This is a genomic window from Pantoea sp. DY-17 (assembly GCF_019795975.1).
GTDB lineage: Bacteria > Pseudomonadota > Gammaproteobacteria > Enterobacterales > Enterobacteriaceae > Pantoea > Pantoea leporis.
On sequence record NZ_JAIMIG010000002.1, the window covers coordinates 588,220 to 605,025 of the forward strand.

A 16,806-nucleotide genomic window follows, 5' to 3' on the forward strand; every position below is an offset into this window, starting at 1 on the left:
AAATCGCCACAGTTGTTACTGCTTAATGTGCGCTGGCAGTAGGGCGCACGGTGATTTCACTGGTATCCACTTCGCCAGGTTGATCGATGGCCCAACTCACCGCGTTGGCAATCGCTGCTGGCTGGAGCGCGATCTGGCGATAGCTTTTCATCGCTTCACGCGCGGTGCTATCGGTGATGCTATCCGCCAGTTCAGATTCGACTACGCCGGGATTGATCACTGTAACCCGCAGATGTTGCGACTCCTGACGCAGGCCATCGGAAATCGCGCGTACGGCGAATTTAGTCGCGCAGTAAACGGCGGCGGTCGGCGAAACGGTTAGCGCGCCAACCGAAGCGATATTAATAATGTGACCAAACTGCTGCGCCTGCATGGTCGGCAGCACCGCCGCAATGCCATACAGCACGCCGCGAACATTGACGTCGAGCATCAAGTCCCATTCATCGACTTTCATTGAACTCATGGGTGACAGCGGCATGACGCCGGCATTGTTGATCATCACATCAATACGGCCATATTTTTCCCGTGCAAAATCGGCCAGCTGCTGGATATCAGCGCGTTGGGTGACGTCGGTAGCGAGATAATCCACGTTCGCGCCGCCAAAGCGCAGCTCTTCACTTAACGCTTGCAGACGATCGGTGCGGCGCGCGCCAAGCACCAGTTGATGGCCTTGCTGCGCCAGATGACGTGCAATGCCTTCGCCTATGCCGCTGCTGGCACCTGTCAAAATAATCACTTTCTTCGCTGTGTTCATGATGCATTCCTTGTTGAATTGACGAGGCTATTGTTGATAAATCACGCAATGCGCAACAGACCGGATTGTGGCGCATCTTTGCCTGATCCTCTCGCGTGCATTGTGCAAACAGCAGCTTGATGGCTATGCTTTGCCTGAATATCTCAGTGGAAATTATTTATGTCGCAATCCGTGCAACAGCGCACCTGCGCTTTACTCAGCCAGCTGGCGCGTCAGGAAGGCTATACCGAATCACTGCTTGATAGCGTGCGCTTTATGCGGGCCGATCGGCAGTGGGCGCGCACGCCGGTACTGTATGAGCCGAGCATCATTATTATTTGCCAGGGATCAAAACGAGCTTTCCTCGCCGACAAGATGTATCGCTATGATGCGCAGCACTATCTGGTGTTGTCAGTGCCGCTGCCGTTTTCTGCCGAGACGGAAGCCACATCAGAAGAGCCGCTGCTGGGCATCGCAATTCGTCTGGATGTTGCCATGGTAGCGAGGTTGGTGGCGCAGCTGGCCAGCAGTGAATCGGCGGTAACCGCTGCGCCGGCGGGCATCATCTCCACACCAATCAATGAAATCCTGGCGCAGAGCACACTGCGTTATTGGAAGCGTTGAGCGATCCGCTTGAAGCCAAAGTGTTGGGACCCGCGCGGGTCGAAGAGATCTGTTTTCGCGTATTAATGGGCGAGCAGGGTGGCGCGGTGCGTGCAGCGTTAACTTATCAAGGCCATTTTGGTCGTATCGCGCGGGCTTTGCAGCGTATACATGCCGACTGGCGTCAGCCGCTGGATGTACCGCATCTGGCGAATGAAGCCGGGATGAGCGTGCCGCGCTTCCATCTGCATTTCAAAACGGTGACGCAAACCTCGCCGATTCAATATCTAAAATCGCTGCGATTGCATCAGGCGCGTCTGATGATGATCCGCGACAATCTCACCGCCGCAGGTGCCGCAGCGCGCGTCGGCTATGAAAGTGATTCGCAGTTTAATCGTGAGTTCAAAAGGCTGTTTGGTCGCAGTCCGGCAGAAGAGGCGCGGGAGATGAAGCGGGCGTTTGAGTTGTTACCGCCGGAGCAGCTGTCCGGCCGATTACAGGCGCATTAGCTTAGCGAATGCTCATGATGGCGACGACCATCAAAATCCAGAATACCGCGCAGCCGGTAAACATCATTTGCCAAACTACACGGCGTTCAACTGTCAGAAAAGAAGAGAAACGTGAACGTAAAATCGATTGCATTGCGACCTCAAATCAGAATTTAAGAAGAAAGTTCGTTGGCTGAAGTAAGAAATCCCTGTCAGCGAATCAGACTATTCTGTCTTTTATGAGGTAATGAAATCGACGAGACCAGTCTTGTTTTTGGTCTGGAATGTAAACCATAAATAAAAGAAAAGCCGCGCAGGGCGCTGATCTCTGAGGGGCTGAACACTACGCATTTACTCGCTAAACGTTGCGCGTCACGCCACCATCAACACGAATATTCTGAGCGGTAATATAGGCCGCGCCAGGTGAAGCCAGGAAGGCGATGGTCGCCGCCACTTCTTCAGACGTACCGTAACGCTGCAATGGCACGCTATCCCGACGTTCATCGGTTTTCGGCAAGCTGTCGATCCAACCGGGCAGCACATTGTTGATGCGGATGTTATCGGCCGCGTAGGCATCAGCAAAGATTTTGGTGAAGGATGCCAGGCCGGCGCGGAACACCGCCGAGGTCGGGAACATATCGGTTGGCTCAAACGTCCAAGCGGAGGAGATGTTGATAATGCTGCCGCCGCCTTGTTTCTGCATAATTGGCGTGACCAGACGCGTGGCGCGTACCACATTTAAAAAATAGGTTTCCATGCCAAGCTGCCACTGCTCATCGGTTAACGCCAAAATCGGCGCGCGCGGACCATGACCGGCGCTGTTCACCAGCACATCTATTCGGCCCCAGCGCGCCAGCGTTTGATCCACCAGCTTCTGCAGATCCGCTACCGATTGATTAGAACCGGTCACGCCCAAACCGCCCAGACGCTCCGCCAGCGCTTCACCTTTGCCGGAGGAGGAGAGGATTGCCACTTTATAGCCATCGCTTGCCAGTTTCTCGGCTGCTGCTGCACCCATGCCGCTGCCACCGGCGACGATTATTGCAACTTTTTCTACTGTCATCATTAATCTTCCTGTTAATTAAACATCGATTAAACCCAGTATAAAAGGTAATTTTGGTAGCAGAGAGTCAGTCTGTTTGCCAATTGACGATAGGAAAACTACAGGATGAGTCAGGGATTCAGCGAACTACCGCCGCTCAATGGGTTGAAAGTGTTTGAAGCGGTGACGCGCCATCTTAACTTTCGCCTGGCAGCGGAAGAGTTAGGCGTCACACAGGGCGCGGTGGCGCAGCAAATTCGTGGTCTGGAAGCCAGCCTTGGACTGAAATTGTTTGATCGATTGCCGCGCACGCTGGCGCTGACCGGCGCGGGTGCGGGCTATGCGGTCAGCATTCGTCAGGCATTTGAATTGATCGATGAAGCCACGCGCACGCTGCGACCAGAACCTAATCGCTTAACGCTGAGCGTTACACCCACCTTTGCCAGCCGCTGGATGCTGCCGCGTTTACCGGGCTTTACCACCGCATGGCCGGATATCGATCTGCGCGTGTTGGCTTCTGAGCGGCTGGTGCAGTTTCATCATGAAGGCGTCGATTTAGCGGTGCGTTATGGCAGGCCACCGTTTGGCGCGGGTCTTGATGCCACTTTGCTGTTTAGCCAAACAGTATTAGCGGTGGTGAGTCCTGCGCTGTTAGCCAAGCTTGGCGATCCGGCTGCAAGCGACAACTTTCAGCGCTACGCCTTGTTGCACGATGGTCACCATCTGTGGCCAGCATTTCTCGCGTTTACCTTCCCGAATTTATCGCTGCATCATCAGCATCACCTGCGTTTCAATCAAACCGCGCTGGCGCTGGAAGCGGCGATCAGCGGGCAGGGTATTGCGCTCACCAGCCCGCATTTCGTGCAGAACGATCTCGCCAGCGGACGGTTGGTGCCCGCGTTTACGCAGCAAATGACCTTGGATGCCGGTTGGTATCTGGTGTGGCCGCGTCGTCCGCGCCAGCAGGCGCCGGTGATGGCGGTGCGCGATTGGCTTTTAGCGCAGGTTAGCGGCTGATATTTGTTCAATAACGAAATCAGTAAAACTGATGATCCACGCAGGATCATGAATGTTATAACTGCTTAATGATGCAGACATGGGGTTTTATCCTGTCAAGGCAGTGAATTAGCAAAATATCGCGAAAATTCAGCAAGTAAAGCAACGGATTGCGCGTTGCATTCTGCCGGGGGGTGTGAATAAATACGGAGTCAATTTTAATAAAAATGCCATAAAGGCCAGGTTTACGCCTGAAAAAGATCTTTGCATATGACCGATTATAAAGATGTTTTAGCCAGGGACATCAGCGCCAAAAGTGAAAGCATGCAGGCGCATCTCATCGCCATCCGCCGTGATATACACGCGCATCCGGAGCTGGGTTTCGACACCGTCCGCACTGCACACATCGTTGAGCAGGAACTGCTGCGCCTGGGTCTGACGCCGCAAACCGGCGTTGGCAGAAGTGGCGTGATGGTTGACATTGTCGGCGCGCATCCCGGTAAAACCGTGCTGTTACGCGCGGATATGGATGCGTTGCCAATCCACGAACAAACCGGCTTACCTTTCAGCAGCCACTATCCCGGCAAAATGCACGCCTGCGGCCACGATATTCACACCGCGACGATGCTCGGCGTGGCGGCGATAGTGCCGCACTATCGCGCGCAGCTGCATGGCACGTTACGTTTGATTTTCCAGCCAGCAGAAGAGACGCCCGATAGCGGGGCCGAAGCGATGATTGCTGATGGCGCGGCAGATGGCGTCGATCTGGCCATCACGCTGCACAACAAACCGGAACTGGCCGCCGGTGAAATCGGCCTAACGCGCGGCGCCAGCACCGCTTCCAGCGATGAGTTTGATGTGGTAGTGCACGGTAAATCAACGCACGCGGCCCGTCCGCACATGGGAACCGATCCGATCATTGCTGCCGTCAATCTGGTGAGCCAGCTGCAAACCATTATTTCGCGCGAACTCGATCCCGCCAATTCAGCGGTGCTGACCATCGGCCATATTCATGGCGGTACCACTCACAATATTATTTCCGATAGCTGCCTGATTCAGGGCACAGTGCGCGCCAAATCACCGGCGGCGCGTGCGCACATTGAAGAGGCGTTCAAACGTATCTGCGCGGGCGTCGCGCTGTCGCTGAATGTGCGCGTTGAGGTCAATTATCAGCGCGGCGTACCGCCGTTGATGAACGATGATGCGCTGATTGATGCGTTGGAACCGATTTTGTCGCATCAGTTTGGTAAAGCGATTATCGCCAAACCGAGCGCCAGCTTTGGTGCCGAAGATTTCTCGCTGTTTACCGAGCGCGCGCCAGGTTGCCAGATCCACATTGGATCCGGCGCACCGGGACGCGACGACCATCTGCACAATTCGGATTACCAACCCGACGAGCGCAGTATCCATGCCGGCACGCAGGCATTAGCCCGTTTAGCCATTGATTTACTCTCAAAATAACGAACTTCGAGGTTTTATGATGATGCGTAAAGGACTGTTTACCGCTTCTGTGGGCATGCTGCTGCTTGCCTCTTCCGCTCTGGTGCAGGCAAAAGATTTTGGCACGCTGAAATTCGCCACCGAAGCCGCTTATCCGCCATTTAACCAATCTACGCCGAACGGCAAAATCGTCGGTTATGAGCCGGATATGGTGGCTGAAATCGCTAAACGAGCCGGTTTCAAATACGAAATCGTGGCACAGAAATGGTCCGGTATGATTCCGGGTTTAGTCGACGGCAAATATGACGCGGTAATCGATGCCGTGACCGTCACGCCGAAGCGTGAAGAAGTGGTAGATTTCTCCCGCCAGTACACCGTCAGTGTTTCAGGTTTCGTCACCCTGAAGGGCAGCGCGGTTGATACTTTGCCAGGCAATGGCGAAGTGGTGCTGGCGGATGACGAAGCCGCGATGACCAAATCTATCGATGCGCTGAAAGCCAAATTCAAAGGCAAAACCATTGCGGTGCAGGTTGCTACCATTCAGGCGGACTTCCTCAACAAATATCTGGCGGATGTGGCGACGATTCGCACGTATCAGGCCGGCCCGGAAACCTTCGCCGATCTGCTGAATGGCCGCGTTGATGCGGTCATGGCATCACGCACTAACCTGAATGCCTATGTGAAAAAGCATGCGAATACGGTGAACAGCACCGGTTACGGTTTCTCGGGCGGCGTGTTGGGCCAGGGTTCCGCTATCGCGATTCAGAAAAACAATCCGGAGCTCAAAGCGGCGCTGGATTCAGCGTTAAATTCCATGATCAAAGATGGCACGCTGAAGCAGCTGTCTGAAAAATGGTTCGGCGAAAACGTCGCACCTAAAGAGTAATTCCAGGCGCTTATGGCTATTGATTGGCAAATCTTAGGTTTTGGTGACGAAGGTTGGGGCGGCGTGTTGCTTAACGCCGCCACAGTGACCGTCACCGTTTCATTGTGTGCATGGCTGCTGGGCGCAATCCTTAGCAGCCTGCTGTGTTGGATGCAGATTGCTGGCGGGCGCTGGCAACAGCGGTTCGCCAACGGCTACATCACGCTGTTTCGTGGTGTGCCGGAGCTACTGGTGATCTACCTGTTCTATTTTGGTGGACGTCAGGTGGTGTCGTTTATCGGGGAAAGTCTCGGCTTGCAAGGTCCGTTCGACGTGAACGGCTTTGTCGCCGGCGCGATTGCCATTGGCCTGATCTCCGGCGCATATCAAAGTAGCGTGTTCCGCGGTGCATTTTACGCGATCCCGAAAGGTACGCTGGAAGCCGCAACGGTTACGGGCATGGGCCGTTTGATGCTGTTCCGCCGCATGATTGTGCCGCAGGCGCTGAAAACCGCGCTGCCGGGCATGGGCAATCAGTGGCAATCGGTGATCAAGGAGTCGGCGCTGGTTTCGGTCACTGGTTTGGTGGAAACCATGAACCAGATCTCCACCGCCTCCAACTCGACGCAAATGCCGTTCTTCTTCTACAGCGTTGGTGCGGTGATCTACCTGATCATCACCACCTGTTCCGATTTTGTTTTCCGCTATGTGGAAAAAGTGGCCATGCGCGGGCAACAACGCGCGCGGTTGTAAGGAGCCACGATGGATGTCACTTTCCTGCAGCACACCTTAGCTGCACTGCTGCGCGGCCTGCCGCTGACGCTGAATCTGGCGCTGCTGTCGCTGTTGGGCGGCGGCGTATTGGCGCTGCTGCTCAATCTACTGCGGCAGAACCGCTTTGGTAGCTACGTTACGCGCTTTTATGTCTGGGTGTTTCGCGGCACGCCGCTGCTGATTCAGATCTTCATGATCTATTACGGCCTTGGTAGCTTGCCGGCGGTGCGTGAAAGCGTGCTGTGGCCGCTGCTGCGCGATCCATATTGGTGCGGTTTGATTGCATTAATTCTTAACGATGCGGCTTACACCTCGGAGATTCTGCGCGGCGGGTTAAACGCAGTGAGCGTGCAGTCGCTGGAAGCTGCCAAAGTGAGCGGTATGTCGCGCTTCACCACGCTGCGCCGCATTACGCTGCCGCTGGCGGTACGTCAGGCATTACCGGCTTACAGCAATGAAATTATCTCGATGATCAAATCGACCTCGCTGGTCAGCACCATCAGTTTGATGGAGATGACCGGCATCGCTGATTCAATCGTCTCTGAGACCTTCCGCGCGCTGGAGGTGTTTATTAGCGCGGCGATTATCTATCTGCTACTGACCGTGCTGGTGAGTAAAGCGGTGGCGCTGCTGGAGCGCCGTTTGTCCCCTTATCACGTTGGAGCACGTCCATGAGTAAACCCACTATCGCCCTGAGTCATCTCAGAAAAAGTTATAGCGGGCACGAAGTGCTGCACGATATTAGCCTGACGGCCCAGGATGGCGACGTGATTTCGCTGATTGGTGCCAGCGGCTCTGGCAAGAGTACCTTATTGCGCTGCATTCCATTTTTAGAAGTGCCGCAGGGCGGGGAAATCGCGGTGGGTGACGAAGTGGTCACTATCGATAATCCCGATGAGAAGCTGAGCCGCGAGCAGCAGCGCCGTATCAAGCTGATGCGTATGCAGCTCGGTTTTGTCTTCCAGAGCTTCAACCTGTGGCCGCACAAAACCGTGCTGCAGAACATCATCGAAGCGCCAATTCATGTGCAGAAGCGCAGCAGTAAAGAGGCGATTGAAGAGGCCGAAGCGCTGCTGCAAAAAGTGGGATTGTACGAGAAGCGTAACGCGTGGCCATCGCAGCTTTCGGGTGGTCAGCAACAGCGCGTGGCGATTGCCCGTGCGCTGGCGCAGCAGCCGAAAGCCATTCTGTTTGATGAGCCAACCTCCGCGCTTGATCCTGAGCTGGTAGGCGAAGTGTTGCGCGTGATTCGTAGCCTGGCGGAAGAGGGGCGCACCATGATCATCGTCACACACGAAATGGGCTTTGCACGCGATGTCTCGAACAAAGCGGTGTTCCTGCATCAGGGCAAGATTGAGGAAGCCGGTTCGCCGCAGCAGGTGTTCAGCGATCCCCTCTCCGCGCGCTGTCGCGCATTTGTGAGTAGCCACTTACAGCGCAATAGTTAACAACAGTTTCATTTCCCTTCGCACCAGCAACGAGAGTGAGCTGGTGCATTTCTTCTGCGTCTCATGTTTTACCTAAATTTCTTCCTAATTGAAGCCATTGCTCTAGCAACGGGTGGTCCGGATAGCAGCAACCACGCGCCAGGCACACTTCTGAAAACACGCGACGACCGGGAAAAGTCGTTGAATCCCTCTACGGCGCGGGTTAAAACGTTTGACTTTAGTCAGGCCTCCTTTACTGGAGTACTTCTTTACTGCATAACCACGGAACTCTATGCCGCACACTTACCGACCATGGATGAAAAGGTATTGGCTGGTCTGGCTGCTGTTAACGCTGATCACCTTGATAGCGTTATTTACCGATCAAATTTTGCAGCAGCAGCGTGTCGGCGAGGCGCAATTTAATCAGCAGTTTAACCGTCTCGCCGCCTATCAAACGCAGAATGAAACGCTGTTGCCGCTGCTGAATGGCGATGAGGAACTCGCCTCTTTGCAGAGCAAATTCCCCCAGCTTGTCCTGTTGGAACACACCGTAAATCGTCCGTTAACCGCGCCGCGTTTTGAAGAAGTAAGCGGTGGTCGCTATTGGCTCTACAATCCTTACCGCCAGATTCGCATGCTGATCGATTTGCATTTTGCCCTGCAAACCTCGGATGTGGCGCTGGCGCTGGCTTTTCATATCCACGCACCGCCCGCCATGCAAACGGTGAACTATTCGGACACCGCGCGCTGGCAATGGCAGCGGCCGTTCATCAATCACTATCAGCCATTCTTGCTGAAAGGCAGCGCCAATCCCGACTGGCGTGCGCTGCATGCGCTGCCATTTATGCTGGCGCTGCTGGCATGGCTGGTAATTGGCGGTTTAGGCTGGTGGCTGCTGCGTCACTGGCGTCAGCACGTGGAGATGCGCCTGCGCGCGGACTATTTCCAGCGGACGCGACGTGAAGCATTGGGCGAGTTTACCGCTGGCATCATTCATGAAATTAATCAGCCGCTGACAGCCATCAACACCTGGCTGCACAGCAGTGAGCTGCTGCTGAAACAGGGCAAGTACGAGAATCTGCCGCAGGCGCTCAACGCGATGAACCTGCAAACCGAGCGCCTCGCGGCGTTGCTGCAACGCTTTCGCGACATCGTGAGCGAACGTCCGGTGGCGATGACCGCCGTGAATCCGGAAGCCATCTGGCGGCGCGTGACGGTGCTGCTGCAACAGGAACTGGATGACGGCGATGTCACGCTGCGTCAGCAGTGGCAGCACGGTCAGGCAAAAGTATTGAGCGATCCCCAATGGCTGGAACAGGTGTTCCATAACCTGTTGCAGAACGCCATTCACATGCAGCAAGGACGTCCCGATGCATGGGTGAACATGGCATCTGAACCTATTCCTCACGGCATCAAAATCATCATTAGCGATAATGGTCCCGGCTTCTCGGCGGAAGGATTAGCGCAGGCTTGCATGCCGTTTTACAGCTCGCGCGCCAATAGCATGGGATTAGGCATGACGCTGGTCGAGAGCTTGATGTTACGCATGAACGGCCAGCTGCGGCTGGCAAATCGCGCTGCAGGCGGCGCGGAGATTACCTTAATTTTCCAACTGGCGGAGTAACGGAATGGTCGCAAAGGTTTGGTTAGTGGATGATGATTTATCCGTGCGTGAATCGCTCGGTTTTCTGCTTAAAACGCTGGATTACGACGTGGCCGATTTTGCCGATTTGGCCACATTTGAAGCGGCTACGCAGGCGCAACAACCGCTGCGCGGCTGTTTGCTGTTGGATGTGCGCATGCCGGGCATCAGTGGCCTGAGCTGGCTGGCGGAGCAGGGCGATCGCCATCCGCTGCTGCCGGTGATCATCATGACCGGTCACGGCACCATTGATGCCTGTCGTCGCGCATTTCGTCAGGGCGCATTTGAGTTTTACACCAAGCCGCTGGAGATAGAACCGCTGTTGGAGACCATTCATCTGGCATTCAGCGAAAGTGAGCAGCGTGCCGATCGCTGGCAGTCGCAGCAGGGTTTGCAGGCGCGGTTTGCGCTGTTATCGGCGCGTGAAAGTGAAGTGATGCAGTTGATGATTGCCGGGCAAACCAGCAAAGAGATCGCGCGTGATTTATCGCTATCACCGCGCACCGTGGAAGCGCATCGCGCGGCGGTGTTTGCCAAGCTGGAACTCAATAATCTCGCGCAGTTGATTCACGCCTGGCAGCAGTTGAACCAGGTATAACTACCAGGCCGAACGGGTAATCGCCCGCATATTTCTTTTGCCCGCCGCGCTTTACAGTGTCACTCACTATTAAACAGGAGTGACACATGAACATCCGCCTTTCTCTGATTGCCGCTGCGGCGGCCCTGGTTTGCTTCGGCAGCCACGCTGCATTAACCGAATCCAATCTGTCTCTGGCTGACACACAGAAGCTGGCGAGCGCCGCGGTTCAATCGTGTGCGGCGAAAAACTACAACGTCACGGTGACCGTGGTGGATCGTGCTGGTTTGGTGAAAGCGGTGCAGCGCATGGATAACGCCGGTCCGCACACTGTTGAAGCCAGCCAGATGAAAGCCTACACCGCGCTGAGCACCAAAAACCCAAGCGGTAAAGTGATGGAAGCCGCACAGAATAATGCTGGTGCGCAAAACATGCGTGATATTCCAGGCTTCCTGCTGCTGGCGGGCGGTGTGCCGGTGAAAAGCGGCGATCAGGTGATTGGCGCAATCGGCATCGGCGGCGCACCGGGCGGCCATCTGGATGAAGCCTGCGCGGTGGATGCGTTGAAAGTCATTCAGTAATACGCACTAGGTCGTCATTGATGGCGACCTGGTTAGTTACGGCGCGACAGTGCAAAACAGATTAGCGGCATCGGCAAGGTAAACAGCAGCAGTTCGACAAGCAACCGTGCCCGACCGCGTGCCTGTGACAGCATAATTAGAGAGATAGAGATTGTCGGCGTTGAGGCAAGCAGTGCAAGCGAAAATCTATTGCGAAATCATACTAAAGGCCCGCCGCAACGGGCCAATGGCGTTAAGCGAGGATGCGTTCAGCCCAGGATTCAATCTCGTCGCCGCTGCCGATATCCAACTGCACCAAACCGTTGGTGATGAAGGTTGGTGAAACGTGGATACCGTTTTGCCGCGAGTATTTGCTGTGCCATTTGATCTCATTCTGCAGCTCGGCACGCAGAAACGGTTCGCGCGCGTTAACGCCGCTGTATTGCTCCAGACGATCGAGAATCTGATTCGGCGTGGCATCCATATTCGGGCCGTGGCTGTGATCGGTAAACTCGAACTCTTCACGATGATCCGCCACCGCCTGCAGCACCTTTTTGGCGGCTGCTTTGCCCTCCGGCAAGGTTGAGGCGGCAAGGATGTAGCGCACAATCACGCCGGAAAACATATGCCACGGCTGTGATTGCAAACGAATTTTTAATGTCATCTTCTCTTCGCCTACCCGTTGCAGCAACGCGTCCAGCTTGTTGAATGCGCGCACGGAGAACGGGCAGGTGGGTTCCAGAAATACTTCGAACACTTTTGGGCCGTGGCCCCAAACCAGCGGATCGGCGTGTAATGCGGTGGATTGGCTCATGGTCATTCCCTGTTGTAGCGATAAAAGTTGTCTTACTTTGGCAAAGCGCGGCGCGAACAGCCAGCATGGGCTTGTGCTTTTTTGTTACAAAGCCATTCGATTGCTGCAAATGTGGCGAAAAAAAAATCGTTTTATAGATCCGCGAGCTACAAGAAACTCAGCCTGCAACCGCCTTGCACAGAAAATAAGCGGCTATAGTTAATCCTGTTTCAATCTTCTGACTTGTAGCATTTTTGATTCATTTGCCTGGAGCCAAACGTTAAGAGCATCGAGGTTCAATGTGTTTGCCAATCTCTCCTGGAAAATCATTCATCAGGTTCTCAATGAAACTATTGCCGAGTTAATGGATGAACACCAAACGCTGGACGTTCCTACTTTGCGCGAGCGGCTGCTGGAGATGGCGGAAAGCGAATCCGATGAACTTATGGTGTTGTGTTACTGGCAAGCGAGCAAAGTGCTGACGCGCTTGCCGCCCACGGTGACCGCCAGCCAACTGATTGAAGAGGCGCGCGTCGCGTACCGCACGCCGCTCAATCACGATCCGCTTTAACCCTTGATGCTTTTCAGCGGTTTAATCGCGTTAAAGCGGCTAAGTGACGGATTAATGGTCAAGAGCGGGAAACACGCTCTGCTAGACTTGCCCTGTCAAAAACGTGGATACAGAGGACAGTAATGAAAATCAAAAGTTATGCCGCCTTGAACGCGGGTGAAGCGCTGGTGCCTCATGAGTATGAAGCCGGTGAACTGGCTGCTGAAGAGGTGCAGGTTGAGGTCGATTACTGCGGTGTTTGTCACTCAGATTTGTCGATGATTGATAACGAGTGGGGCATCTCCTCGTTCCCGGTGATTGCCGGCCACGAAGTGATTGGTCGTATCAGCGCGTTAGGCGATGCGGCGCAGAATAAAGGCTTGAAAGTGGGCCAGCGCGTGGGCATCGGCTGGACGGCGAAAAGCTGCCAGCACTGTAATGCCTGTATCAATGGCGAGCACGTTAACTGTGAGAACGGTTCGGTGCCAACCATCATGAACAAAGGCGGTTTTGCCAGCCATCTGCGCGCCGACTGGCAATGGGTGATCCCGCTGCCAGAAGCGATGGATTACACCTCGGCGGGTCCGCTGCTGTGTGGCGGCATCACCGTGTTCAAACCGCTGTTGATGCATCATGTCACCGCCACCAGCCGCGTCGGCGTGATCGGCATCGGCGGCCTGGGCCACATGGCGATTAAATTGCTGCGTGCGATGGGTGCAGAAGTGACGGCATTCAGCTCCAACGCCAGCAAAACCGAATCAATCAAAGCGATGGGTGCGGACCGCGTGGTAAATAGCCGCGACCCGCAGGCGCTGAATGCGCTGGCCGGTCAGTTTGATTTGATCATCAGCACGGTGGCGGTGGATCTTGACTGGGCACCGTACTTCCAGGCGCTGGCTCCGCACGGTAAATTCCACACCGTCGGCGCAGTGATGAAGCCTTTTGAAGTGCCGGCGTTCAGCCTGATTATGGGCGATCGCGCGGTGACCGGTTCCTCTACCGGTTCGCCAGGCCAGCTGCGTTCACTGATGAAACTGGCGTCGCGTGCGGATATCGCACCGCAGGTGGAAGAGTTCCCGATGTCTAAAATCAATGAAGCGCTGGATCACGTACGCGCGGGCAAAGCCAATTACCGCGTAGTGTTGAAAGCCGATTTCTAAATCTCAATGACCAGATCGCCATAAATGGCGATCTCAGGACGAACGGTGCGCATTCCTGCGCACCGTTAAACTCCACGCACTTATCCCCGATCATCCTTTTCGCCGAGGAAGAAATACCACAGCGGAATCGACGTCAGCGCGGTAAATACCGTGGTGTACAACGCAATCATAAAGCCCTGCGTGATGTACATGGTCAGCGACCAATGGCTGAACGGAATGCCATATTGATCGATAACGCCGCCGATAATCGCATTGCTCATCACCGTGCCGACAATCAGCGCCAGGATAAACAAACCGCGCAGGAAGTAGCGCATCTCTTTACGCTTCACGGCAAATCGCGCGCGAATAATGCCCAGCGGAGATTGCTGTGAAGCCAACAGCGCGGCTTCATCGAGCGGTGCGCGTTGCTGTTTGCGCCAGCGCAGAATGTCCAGCAGCAGGAACGCCAGCAAACTCGCGCCCATCACCGGCAGCGCATAACCCAGCGCCAGCGCCACCATTAACCAGGCGACTTTGGCGTAATGCGGTAACGCCATCCAGGTTTCGGTTAGGGTCTGTGCCGGATTCGCGTCGACATCTTTTGGCCGACGAATCCACCACATACGATAGCCGAACACGATCATGCTGCATAAACCGAGGCCAAAGAACGCCAGCAGCAGCTGATTGGGTAAACCAAACAGCACGCCCATATGCGCATCAACGCCCCAGCGCGTCAGCTTCGCCACCAGCGGGAAACGGGCAAAGTAGACGTGATCCATCACGCTAAAATCCTGCGGATTCACCGACACCGCATCAACTCGCGTAGGCCAGCTGCGATCGATCTCCGTCACCGCCCACGCTTTATCTGCGCTTTTCGGCTGACGCAGTTCGAGCTTCGCCGCGCTCAGTCCATCCTGACGCGCCGCATTCAGCACGCGATCCCAGTCGGCATCAGCGGCGTTATTGCGCGCCGGTTTGGCGGGCGCCGCTGCCGGTTTGGTCATCGACGACATCGGCATACTCATGCCCGACATATCCCTATCCGGCATGTGATCGGCGTGCGGATCGGCCGGTGCAGCTGGCGCATCGCTGTTGAGCGAGGTATTCACCTGTGGCGTCAGCCAGTTCAGTTCGGTACGCATGCGATCGATATTGCCGCCCGCCCACTGCGACCACGTCAGGCCGGTCACTGAGAAGAACACCAAACCGATTGCCAGCGTCAGACCGAGCGTAATGTGCCAGTGGCGGCTGAAGGCGAAACTGCTGCGCGGCTGTTTCAGCTTACGTTTCGGACGCGTTCCCAGCCACAGCACCACGCCGCCGAGAGCGGCCACCCACAGCCAGGACGCCGCCAGTTCGCTGTAGTTACGACCGAAATCGCCAAGCAGCAGGCTGCTGTGCAGTAAGTCGATGGTGGTGCGCAGCGGCAACACACCGCTGGTGCCGTAAACCGGCATATCGCCTTTCACTTTCAGGCTATAGGGATCGATAAACACCGCGCGCGACAGTGATGCGCCGAGCGTGGCGTCGCTGAACTGCACGCGCGTGGTATCCGTTGTGCCCGGCGCAGGACGCACGGCGTAGATGTGCTGATTTTCGCCCGCATAGGCACGGGCCGCGCTGATTTGTGCCGACAGCGGCTGCGCGTTGCCTTGAGGTTCAGCGGTTAGCGCATCGGCATAAATCAGGTTTTCCAGCTGGGGCGTCAACACATAAAGCGTGCCGCTGAGCGCCGCAACAAAGATGAACGGGGCGACAAACAGACCAATATAAAAATGTAAGCGACGTAGCAAATTAAGCACCGCGCCGCGCGGTGCTGCAGAGTGAGCAGCAGACAAAGCCGTCTTCCTTCCAAAAAGAAATTTTCTTAGCACATCGCTCAAGCTGAGCGTGCACTGCAATAAATGAGGTCAGCAGGAAAGCGGTGCAGGCGGGGCGCGCGGACGATGAATGCTGCTAACGCGACGCACAATCGGCGCAACCACGTGGGGCAGCGGCGGGGCGCGCGAGATCACCATGATCAGCCAGATAAACGGAATAAACACCCACATCAGGAGCGGGACATGCACCAGCAGATCACAATAGCCGCAGGCAAACTCGCCGTCGTCCATCATGTGATGGCTCATGCCGGGCATCGGCATATCCGCCATCATCATTTCATGATGGCTCATTGAGCTATCCATCATGCTGTGCTGCGGCATCGCCAGCAGCTGGCTTTGACGCTCCATCAACGTTTTCGACACAATCGGCGCGACGAACAGCAGCAGCACCGCCAAAATGGCGACGCAGGCAGTCAAACGCTGGCGGAAGTGATGTGTAAACGTCATGGTTGCTAGTGGATGATTCCGTAAATGAGGCGGAAGTGTAACGCGATTGACGTTGATGGGTTAAAAAAATAGAGGCTATTTAAGAAAAAATTCGCACCTTTTGAAAATAGTCACTTAAAGAGATGCGGCTGTTAACGTTAATGCAACCTGATAAAAACAGAGCGGAAACATAATATCGCGTCAGGAAAATACCATTGATGACAAAGGTCAAGAGAAGTACCTTTCACCTGTACATGTTGGAGGTATTATGAACAAGTTTACTTATACCAGCGCCAGAGAGAATTTATCTCAGGTTTTGGACCAGGCGATTGCAGGCGAGGCCGTTGAAATTACTCGACGCAGCGGTGACTCAGCGGTTGTCATCAGCAAAGCCAGTTTCGAGGCGTATCGAAAAGCCGTACTGGATGCTGAATTCGCAGAGTTAATGGGTGAGTTTGATGCATCTAATAAAGCGTTAACAGATAGATGATTCACGTTTCTGCTGAGGAGGTTATCGCACTTCACGATTACCTTTTAAAGCGTTATGCCGGTGTTGCAGGAATGCCCGATCCCGGAAGAGCAGAAGCTATTGTTACCCGCGTTATTAATCGTGAATATTACGAAGGGATTCAGGATATTTTTGAGCTTACAGCAACCTAGTGGGTGGCAATCTCACGCGGGTATATTTCTGCCGATGCGAATAAGAGAACCTCGCTTAACGTAACCATGTTGTTTTTAAAGCGTAATGGAATACGCGTACATGACCGGCCTGAATTAGTCGAATTGACGGTCATGGCAGCAACTGGCGAAGCCGGAGTGCCTTATCTGGCAAACCAATTGCGCGCATTCTTCGGATCACACTAACCACATT

Annotated in this window: 18 protein-coding genes and 2 pseudogenes; 14 read left to right on the forward strand and 6 right to left on the reverse strand. The window is 54.9% G+C overall.

Translation table 11 applies throughout. From position 1 onward, the window contains the following. Positions 1 to 22: 22 nt before the first annotated feature. A complete protein-coding gene (locus tag K5Y33_RS13045; protein ID WP_222234183.1) occupies positions 23 to 754 on the reverse strand; it encodes an SDR family oxidoreductase in 732 nt (243 codons plus the stop codon). Between the two features lie 159 nt (positions 755 to 913). On the opposite strand from K5Y33_RS13045, the pseudogene K5Y33_RS13050 reads away from it, so the two are divergent. After that, positions 914 to 1,845: pseudogene (locus K5Y33_RS13050) on the forward strand (AraC family transcriptional regulator N-terminal domain-containing protein). Position 1,846: 1 nt separating this feature from the next. Here K5Y33_RS13050 and K5Y33_RS23690 read toward each other — a convergent pair. After that, on the reverse strand, positions 1,847 to 1,978 hold the full coding sequence (locus K5Y33_RS23690; protein WP_255421535.1) for a hypothetical protein: 132 nt from the start codon (positions 1,976 to 1,978) through the stop codon (positions 1,847 to 1,849). A gap of 204 nt (positions 1,979 to 2,182) precedes the next feature. Beyond that, positions 2,183 to 2,887, reverse strand: a complete 705-nt coding sequence (locus tag K5Y33_RS13055; RefSeq protein ID WP_110867237.1) for an SDR family oxidoreductase — start codon at positions 2,885 to 2,887, stop codon at positions 2,183 to 2,185. 105 nt (positions 2,888 to 2,992) lie between these two features. Here K5Y33_RS13055 and K5Y33_RS13060 point away from each other — a divergent pair, with 105 nt between their 5' ends. The 9 genes from K5Y33_RS13060 (at position 2,993) to K5Y33_RS13100 (ending at position 11,168) form a co-directional block, all read left to right on the forward strand. Beyond that, positions 2,993 to 3,883: a LysR substrate-binding domain-containing protein gene (locus K5Y33_RS13060; RefSeq protein WP_222234184.1), complete on the forward strand. Its 891-nt coding sequence runs from the start codon at positions 2,993 to 2,995 to the stop codon at positions 3,881 to 3,883. Between the two features lie 249 nt (positions 3,884 to 4,132). Beyond that, a complete protein-coding gene (locus K5Y33_RS13065) occupies positions 4,133 to 5,323 on the forward strand; it encodes a M20 family metallopeptidase (RefSeq protein WP_222234185.1) in 1,191 nt (396 codons plus the stop codon). Positions 5,324 to 5,339: 16 nt separating this feature from the next. Further along, the gene (locus K5Y33_RS13070) at positions 5,340 to 6,188 is read left to right on the forward strand and encodes a transporter substrate-binding domain-containing protein (RefSeq protein WP_222234186.1); all 849 of its coding nucleotides are present in this window, start codon (positions 5,340 to 5,342) and stop codon (positions 6,186 to 6,188) included. A gap of 12 nt (positions 6,189 to 6,200) precedes the next feature. Further along, on the forward strand, positions 6,201 to 6,920 hold the full coding sequence (locus tag K5Y33_RS13075; RefSeq protein ID WP_222234187.1) for an ABC transporter permease: 720 nt from the start codon (positions 6,201 to 6,203) through the stop codon (positions 6,918 to 6,920). A gap of 9 nt (positions 6,921 to 6,929) precedes the next feature. Then, a complete protein-coding gene (locus K5Y33_RS13080) occupies positions 6,930 to 7,616 on the forward strand; it encodes an ABC transporter permease (protein ID WP_061719022.1) in 687 nt (228 codons plus the stop codon). Further along, entirely contained in the window at positions 7,613 to 8,389 is a 777-nt protein-coding gene (locus tag K5Y33_RS13085) for an ABC transporter ATP-binding protein (protein WP_192235441.1), read from the forward strand. The genes K5Y33_RS13080 and K5Y33_RS13085 overlap by 4 nt, the downstream gene beginning before the upstream one ends. Before the next feature lie 295 nt (positions 8,390 to 8,684). After that, the gene (locus tag K5Y33_RS13090) at positions 8,685 to 9,992 is read left to right on the forward strand and encodes a sensor histidine kinase (RefSeq protein ID WP_245250641.1); all 1,308 of its coding nucleotides are present in this window, start codon (positions 8,685 to 8,687) and stop codon (positions 9,990 to 9,992) included. Positions 9,993 to 9,996: 4 nt separating this feature from the next. After that, entirely contained in the window at positions 9,997 to 10,608 is a 612-nt protein-coding gene (locus tag K5Y33_RS13095) for a response regulator transcription factor (protein ID WP_210080085.1), read from the forward strand. An 86-nt stretch (positions 10,609 to 10,694) separates the two neighbouring features. Continuing rightward, the gene (locus K5Y33_RS13100; RefSeq protein ID WP_222234188.1) at positions 10,695 to 11,168 is read left to right on the forward strand and encodes a heme-binding protein; all 474 of its coding nucleotides are present in this window, start codon (positions 10,695 to 10,697) and stop codon (positions 11,166 to 11,168) included. Between the two features lie 232 nt (positions 11,169 to 11,400). Here K5Y33_RS13100 and K5Y33_RS13105 read toward each other — a convergent pair whose 3' ends face one another. Next, a complete protein-coding gene (locus K5Y33_RS13105; RefSeq protein ID WP_210080084.1) occupies positions 11,401 to 11,961 on the reverse strand; it encodes a thioredoxin in 561 nt (186 codons plus the stop codon). A 280-nt stretch (positions 11,962 to 12,241) separates the two neighbouring features. On the opposite strand from K5Y33_RS13105, the gene K5Y33_RS13110 reads away from it, so the two are divergent. Both K5Y33_RS13110 and K5Y33_RS13115 read left to right on the forward strand, forming a co-directional pair. Then, positions 12,242 to 12,511, forward strand: coding sequence for a hypothetical protein (locus K5Y33_RS13110; protein WP_101761136.1), 270 nt, complete (start codon positions 12,242 to 12,244; stop codon positions 12,509 to 12,511). Between the two features lie 122 nt (positions 12,512 to 12,633). Next, on the forward strand, positions 12,634 to 13,650 hold the full coding sequence (locus K5Y33_RS13115; RefSeq protein WP_008108001.1) for an NAD(P)-dependent alcohol dehydrogenase: 1,017 nt from the start codon (positions 12,634 to 12,636) through the stop codon (positions 13,648 to 13,650). 80 nt (positions 13,651 to 13,730) lie between these two features. Here the strand turns inward: K5Y33_RS13115 and K5Y33_RS13120 are convergent, their stop codons facing one another. Further along, complete coding sequence (locus K5Y33_RS13120; protein WP_222234189.1) at positions 13,731 to 15,467, reverse strand: DUF2534 family protein; 1,737 nt, start codon at positions 15,465 to 15,467, stop codon at positions 13,731 to 13,733. Positions 15,468 to 15,539: 72 nt separating this feature from the next. Further along, the gene (locus tag K5Y33_RS13125; RefSeq protein WP_222234190.1) at positions 15,540 to 15,956 is read right to left on the reverse strand and encodes a DUF2946 domain-containing protein; all 417 of its coding nucleotides are present in this window, start codon (positions 15,954 to 15,956) and stop codon (positions 15,540 to 15,542) included. Between the two features lie 247 nt (positions 15,957 to 16,203). Between K5Y33_RS13125 and K5Y33_RS13130 the strand changes: the two genes are divergently transcribed. Then, positions 16,204 to 16,425, forward strand: a complete 222-nt coding sequence (locus K5Y33_RS13130) for a type II toxin-antitoxin system Phd/YefM family antitoxin (protein ID WP_110867236.1) — start codon at positions 16,204 to 16,206, stop codon at positions 16,423 to 16,425. Next, positions 16,422 to 16,799 (forward strand): annotated as a pseudogene (locus tag K5Y33_RS13135) (type II toxin-antitoxin system death-on-curing family toxin). The gene K5Y33_RS13130 and the pseudogene K5Y33_RS13135 overlap by 4 nt, the downstream one beginning before the upstream one ends. The last annotated feature ends 7 nt before the right edge of the window (positions 16,800 to 16,806 follow it).

Bases quoted from the DNA above. Each gene is read 5' to 3' on its own strand.
- K5Y33_RS13095 (WP_210080085.1), top strand. From the start codon at position 9,997: ATGGTCGCAAAGGTTTGGTTAGTGGATGATGATTTATCCGTGCGTGAA.
- K5Y33_RS13130 (WP_110867236.1), top strand. From the start codon at position 16,204: ATGAACAAGTTTACTTATACCAGCGCCAGAGAGAATTTATCTCAGGTT.
- K5Y33_RS13070 (WP_222234186.1), top strand. From the start codon at position 5,340: ATGATGATGCGTAAAGGACTGTTTACCGCTTCTGTGGGCATGCTGCTG.
- K5Y33_RS13090 (WP_245250641.1), top strand. From the start codon at position 8,685: ATGAAAAGGTATTGGCTGGTCTGGCTGCTGTTAACGCTGATCACCTTG.
- K5Y33_RS23690 (WP_255421535.1), bottom strand. From the start codon at position 1,978: ATGCAATCGATTTTACGTTCACGTTTCTCTTCTTTTCTGACAGTTGAA.
- K5Y33_RS13060 (WP_222234184.1), top strand. From the start codon at position 2,993: ATGAGTCAGGGATTCAGCGAACTACCGCCGCTCAATGGGTTGAAAGTG.
- K5Y33_RS13125 (WP_222234190.1), bottom strand. From the start codon at position 15,956: ATGACGTTTACACATCACTTCCGCCAGCGTTTGACTGCCTGCGTCGCC.
- K5Y33_RS13115 (WP_008108001.1), top strand. From the start codon at position 12,634: ATGAAAATCAAAAGTTATGCCGCCTTGAACGCGGGTGAAGCGCTGGTG.
- K5Y33_RS13055 (WP_110867237.1), bottom strand. From the start codon at position 2,887: ATGACAGTAGAAAAAGTTGCAATAATCGTCGCCGGTGGCAGCGGCATG.
- K5Y33_RS13065 (WP_222234185.1), top strand. From the start codon at position 4,133: ATGACCGATTATAAAGATGTTTTAGCCAGGGACATCAGCGCCAAAAGT.
- K5Y33_RS13075 (WP_222234187.1), top strand. From the start codon at position 6,201: ATGGCTATTGATTGGCAAATCTTAGGTTTTGGTGACGAAGGTTGGGGC.
- K5Y33_RS13080 (WP_061719022.1), top strand. From the start codon at position 6,930: ATGGATGTCACTTTCCTGCAGCACACCTTAGCTGCACTGCTGCGCGGC.
- K5Y33_RS13045 (WP_222234183.1), bottom strand. From the start codon at position 754: ATGAACACAGCGAAGAAAGTGATTATTTTGACAGGTGCCAGCAGCGGC.
- K5Y33_RS13085 (WP_192235441.1), top strand. From the start codon at position 7,613: ATGAGTAAACCCACTATCGCCCTGAGTCATCTCAGAAAAAGTTATAGC.
- K5Y33_RS13105 (WP_210080084.1), bottom strand. From the start codon at position 11,961: ATGAGCCAATCCACCGCATTACACGCCGATCCGCTGGTTTGGGGCCAC.
- K5Y33_RS13100 (WP_222234188.1), top strand. From the start codon at position 10,695: ATGAACATCCGCCTTTCTCTGATTGCCGCTGCGGCGGCCCTGGTTTGC.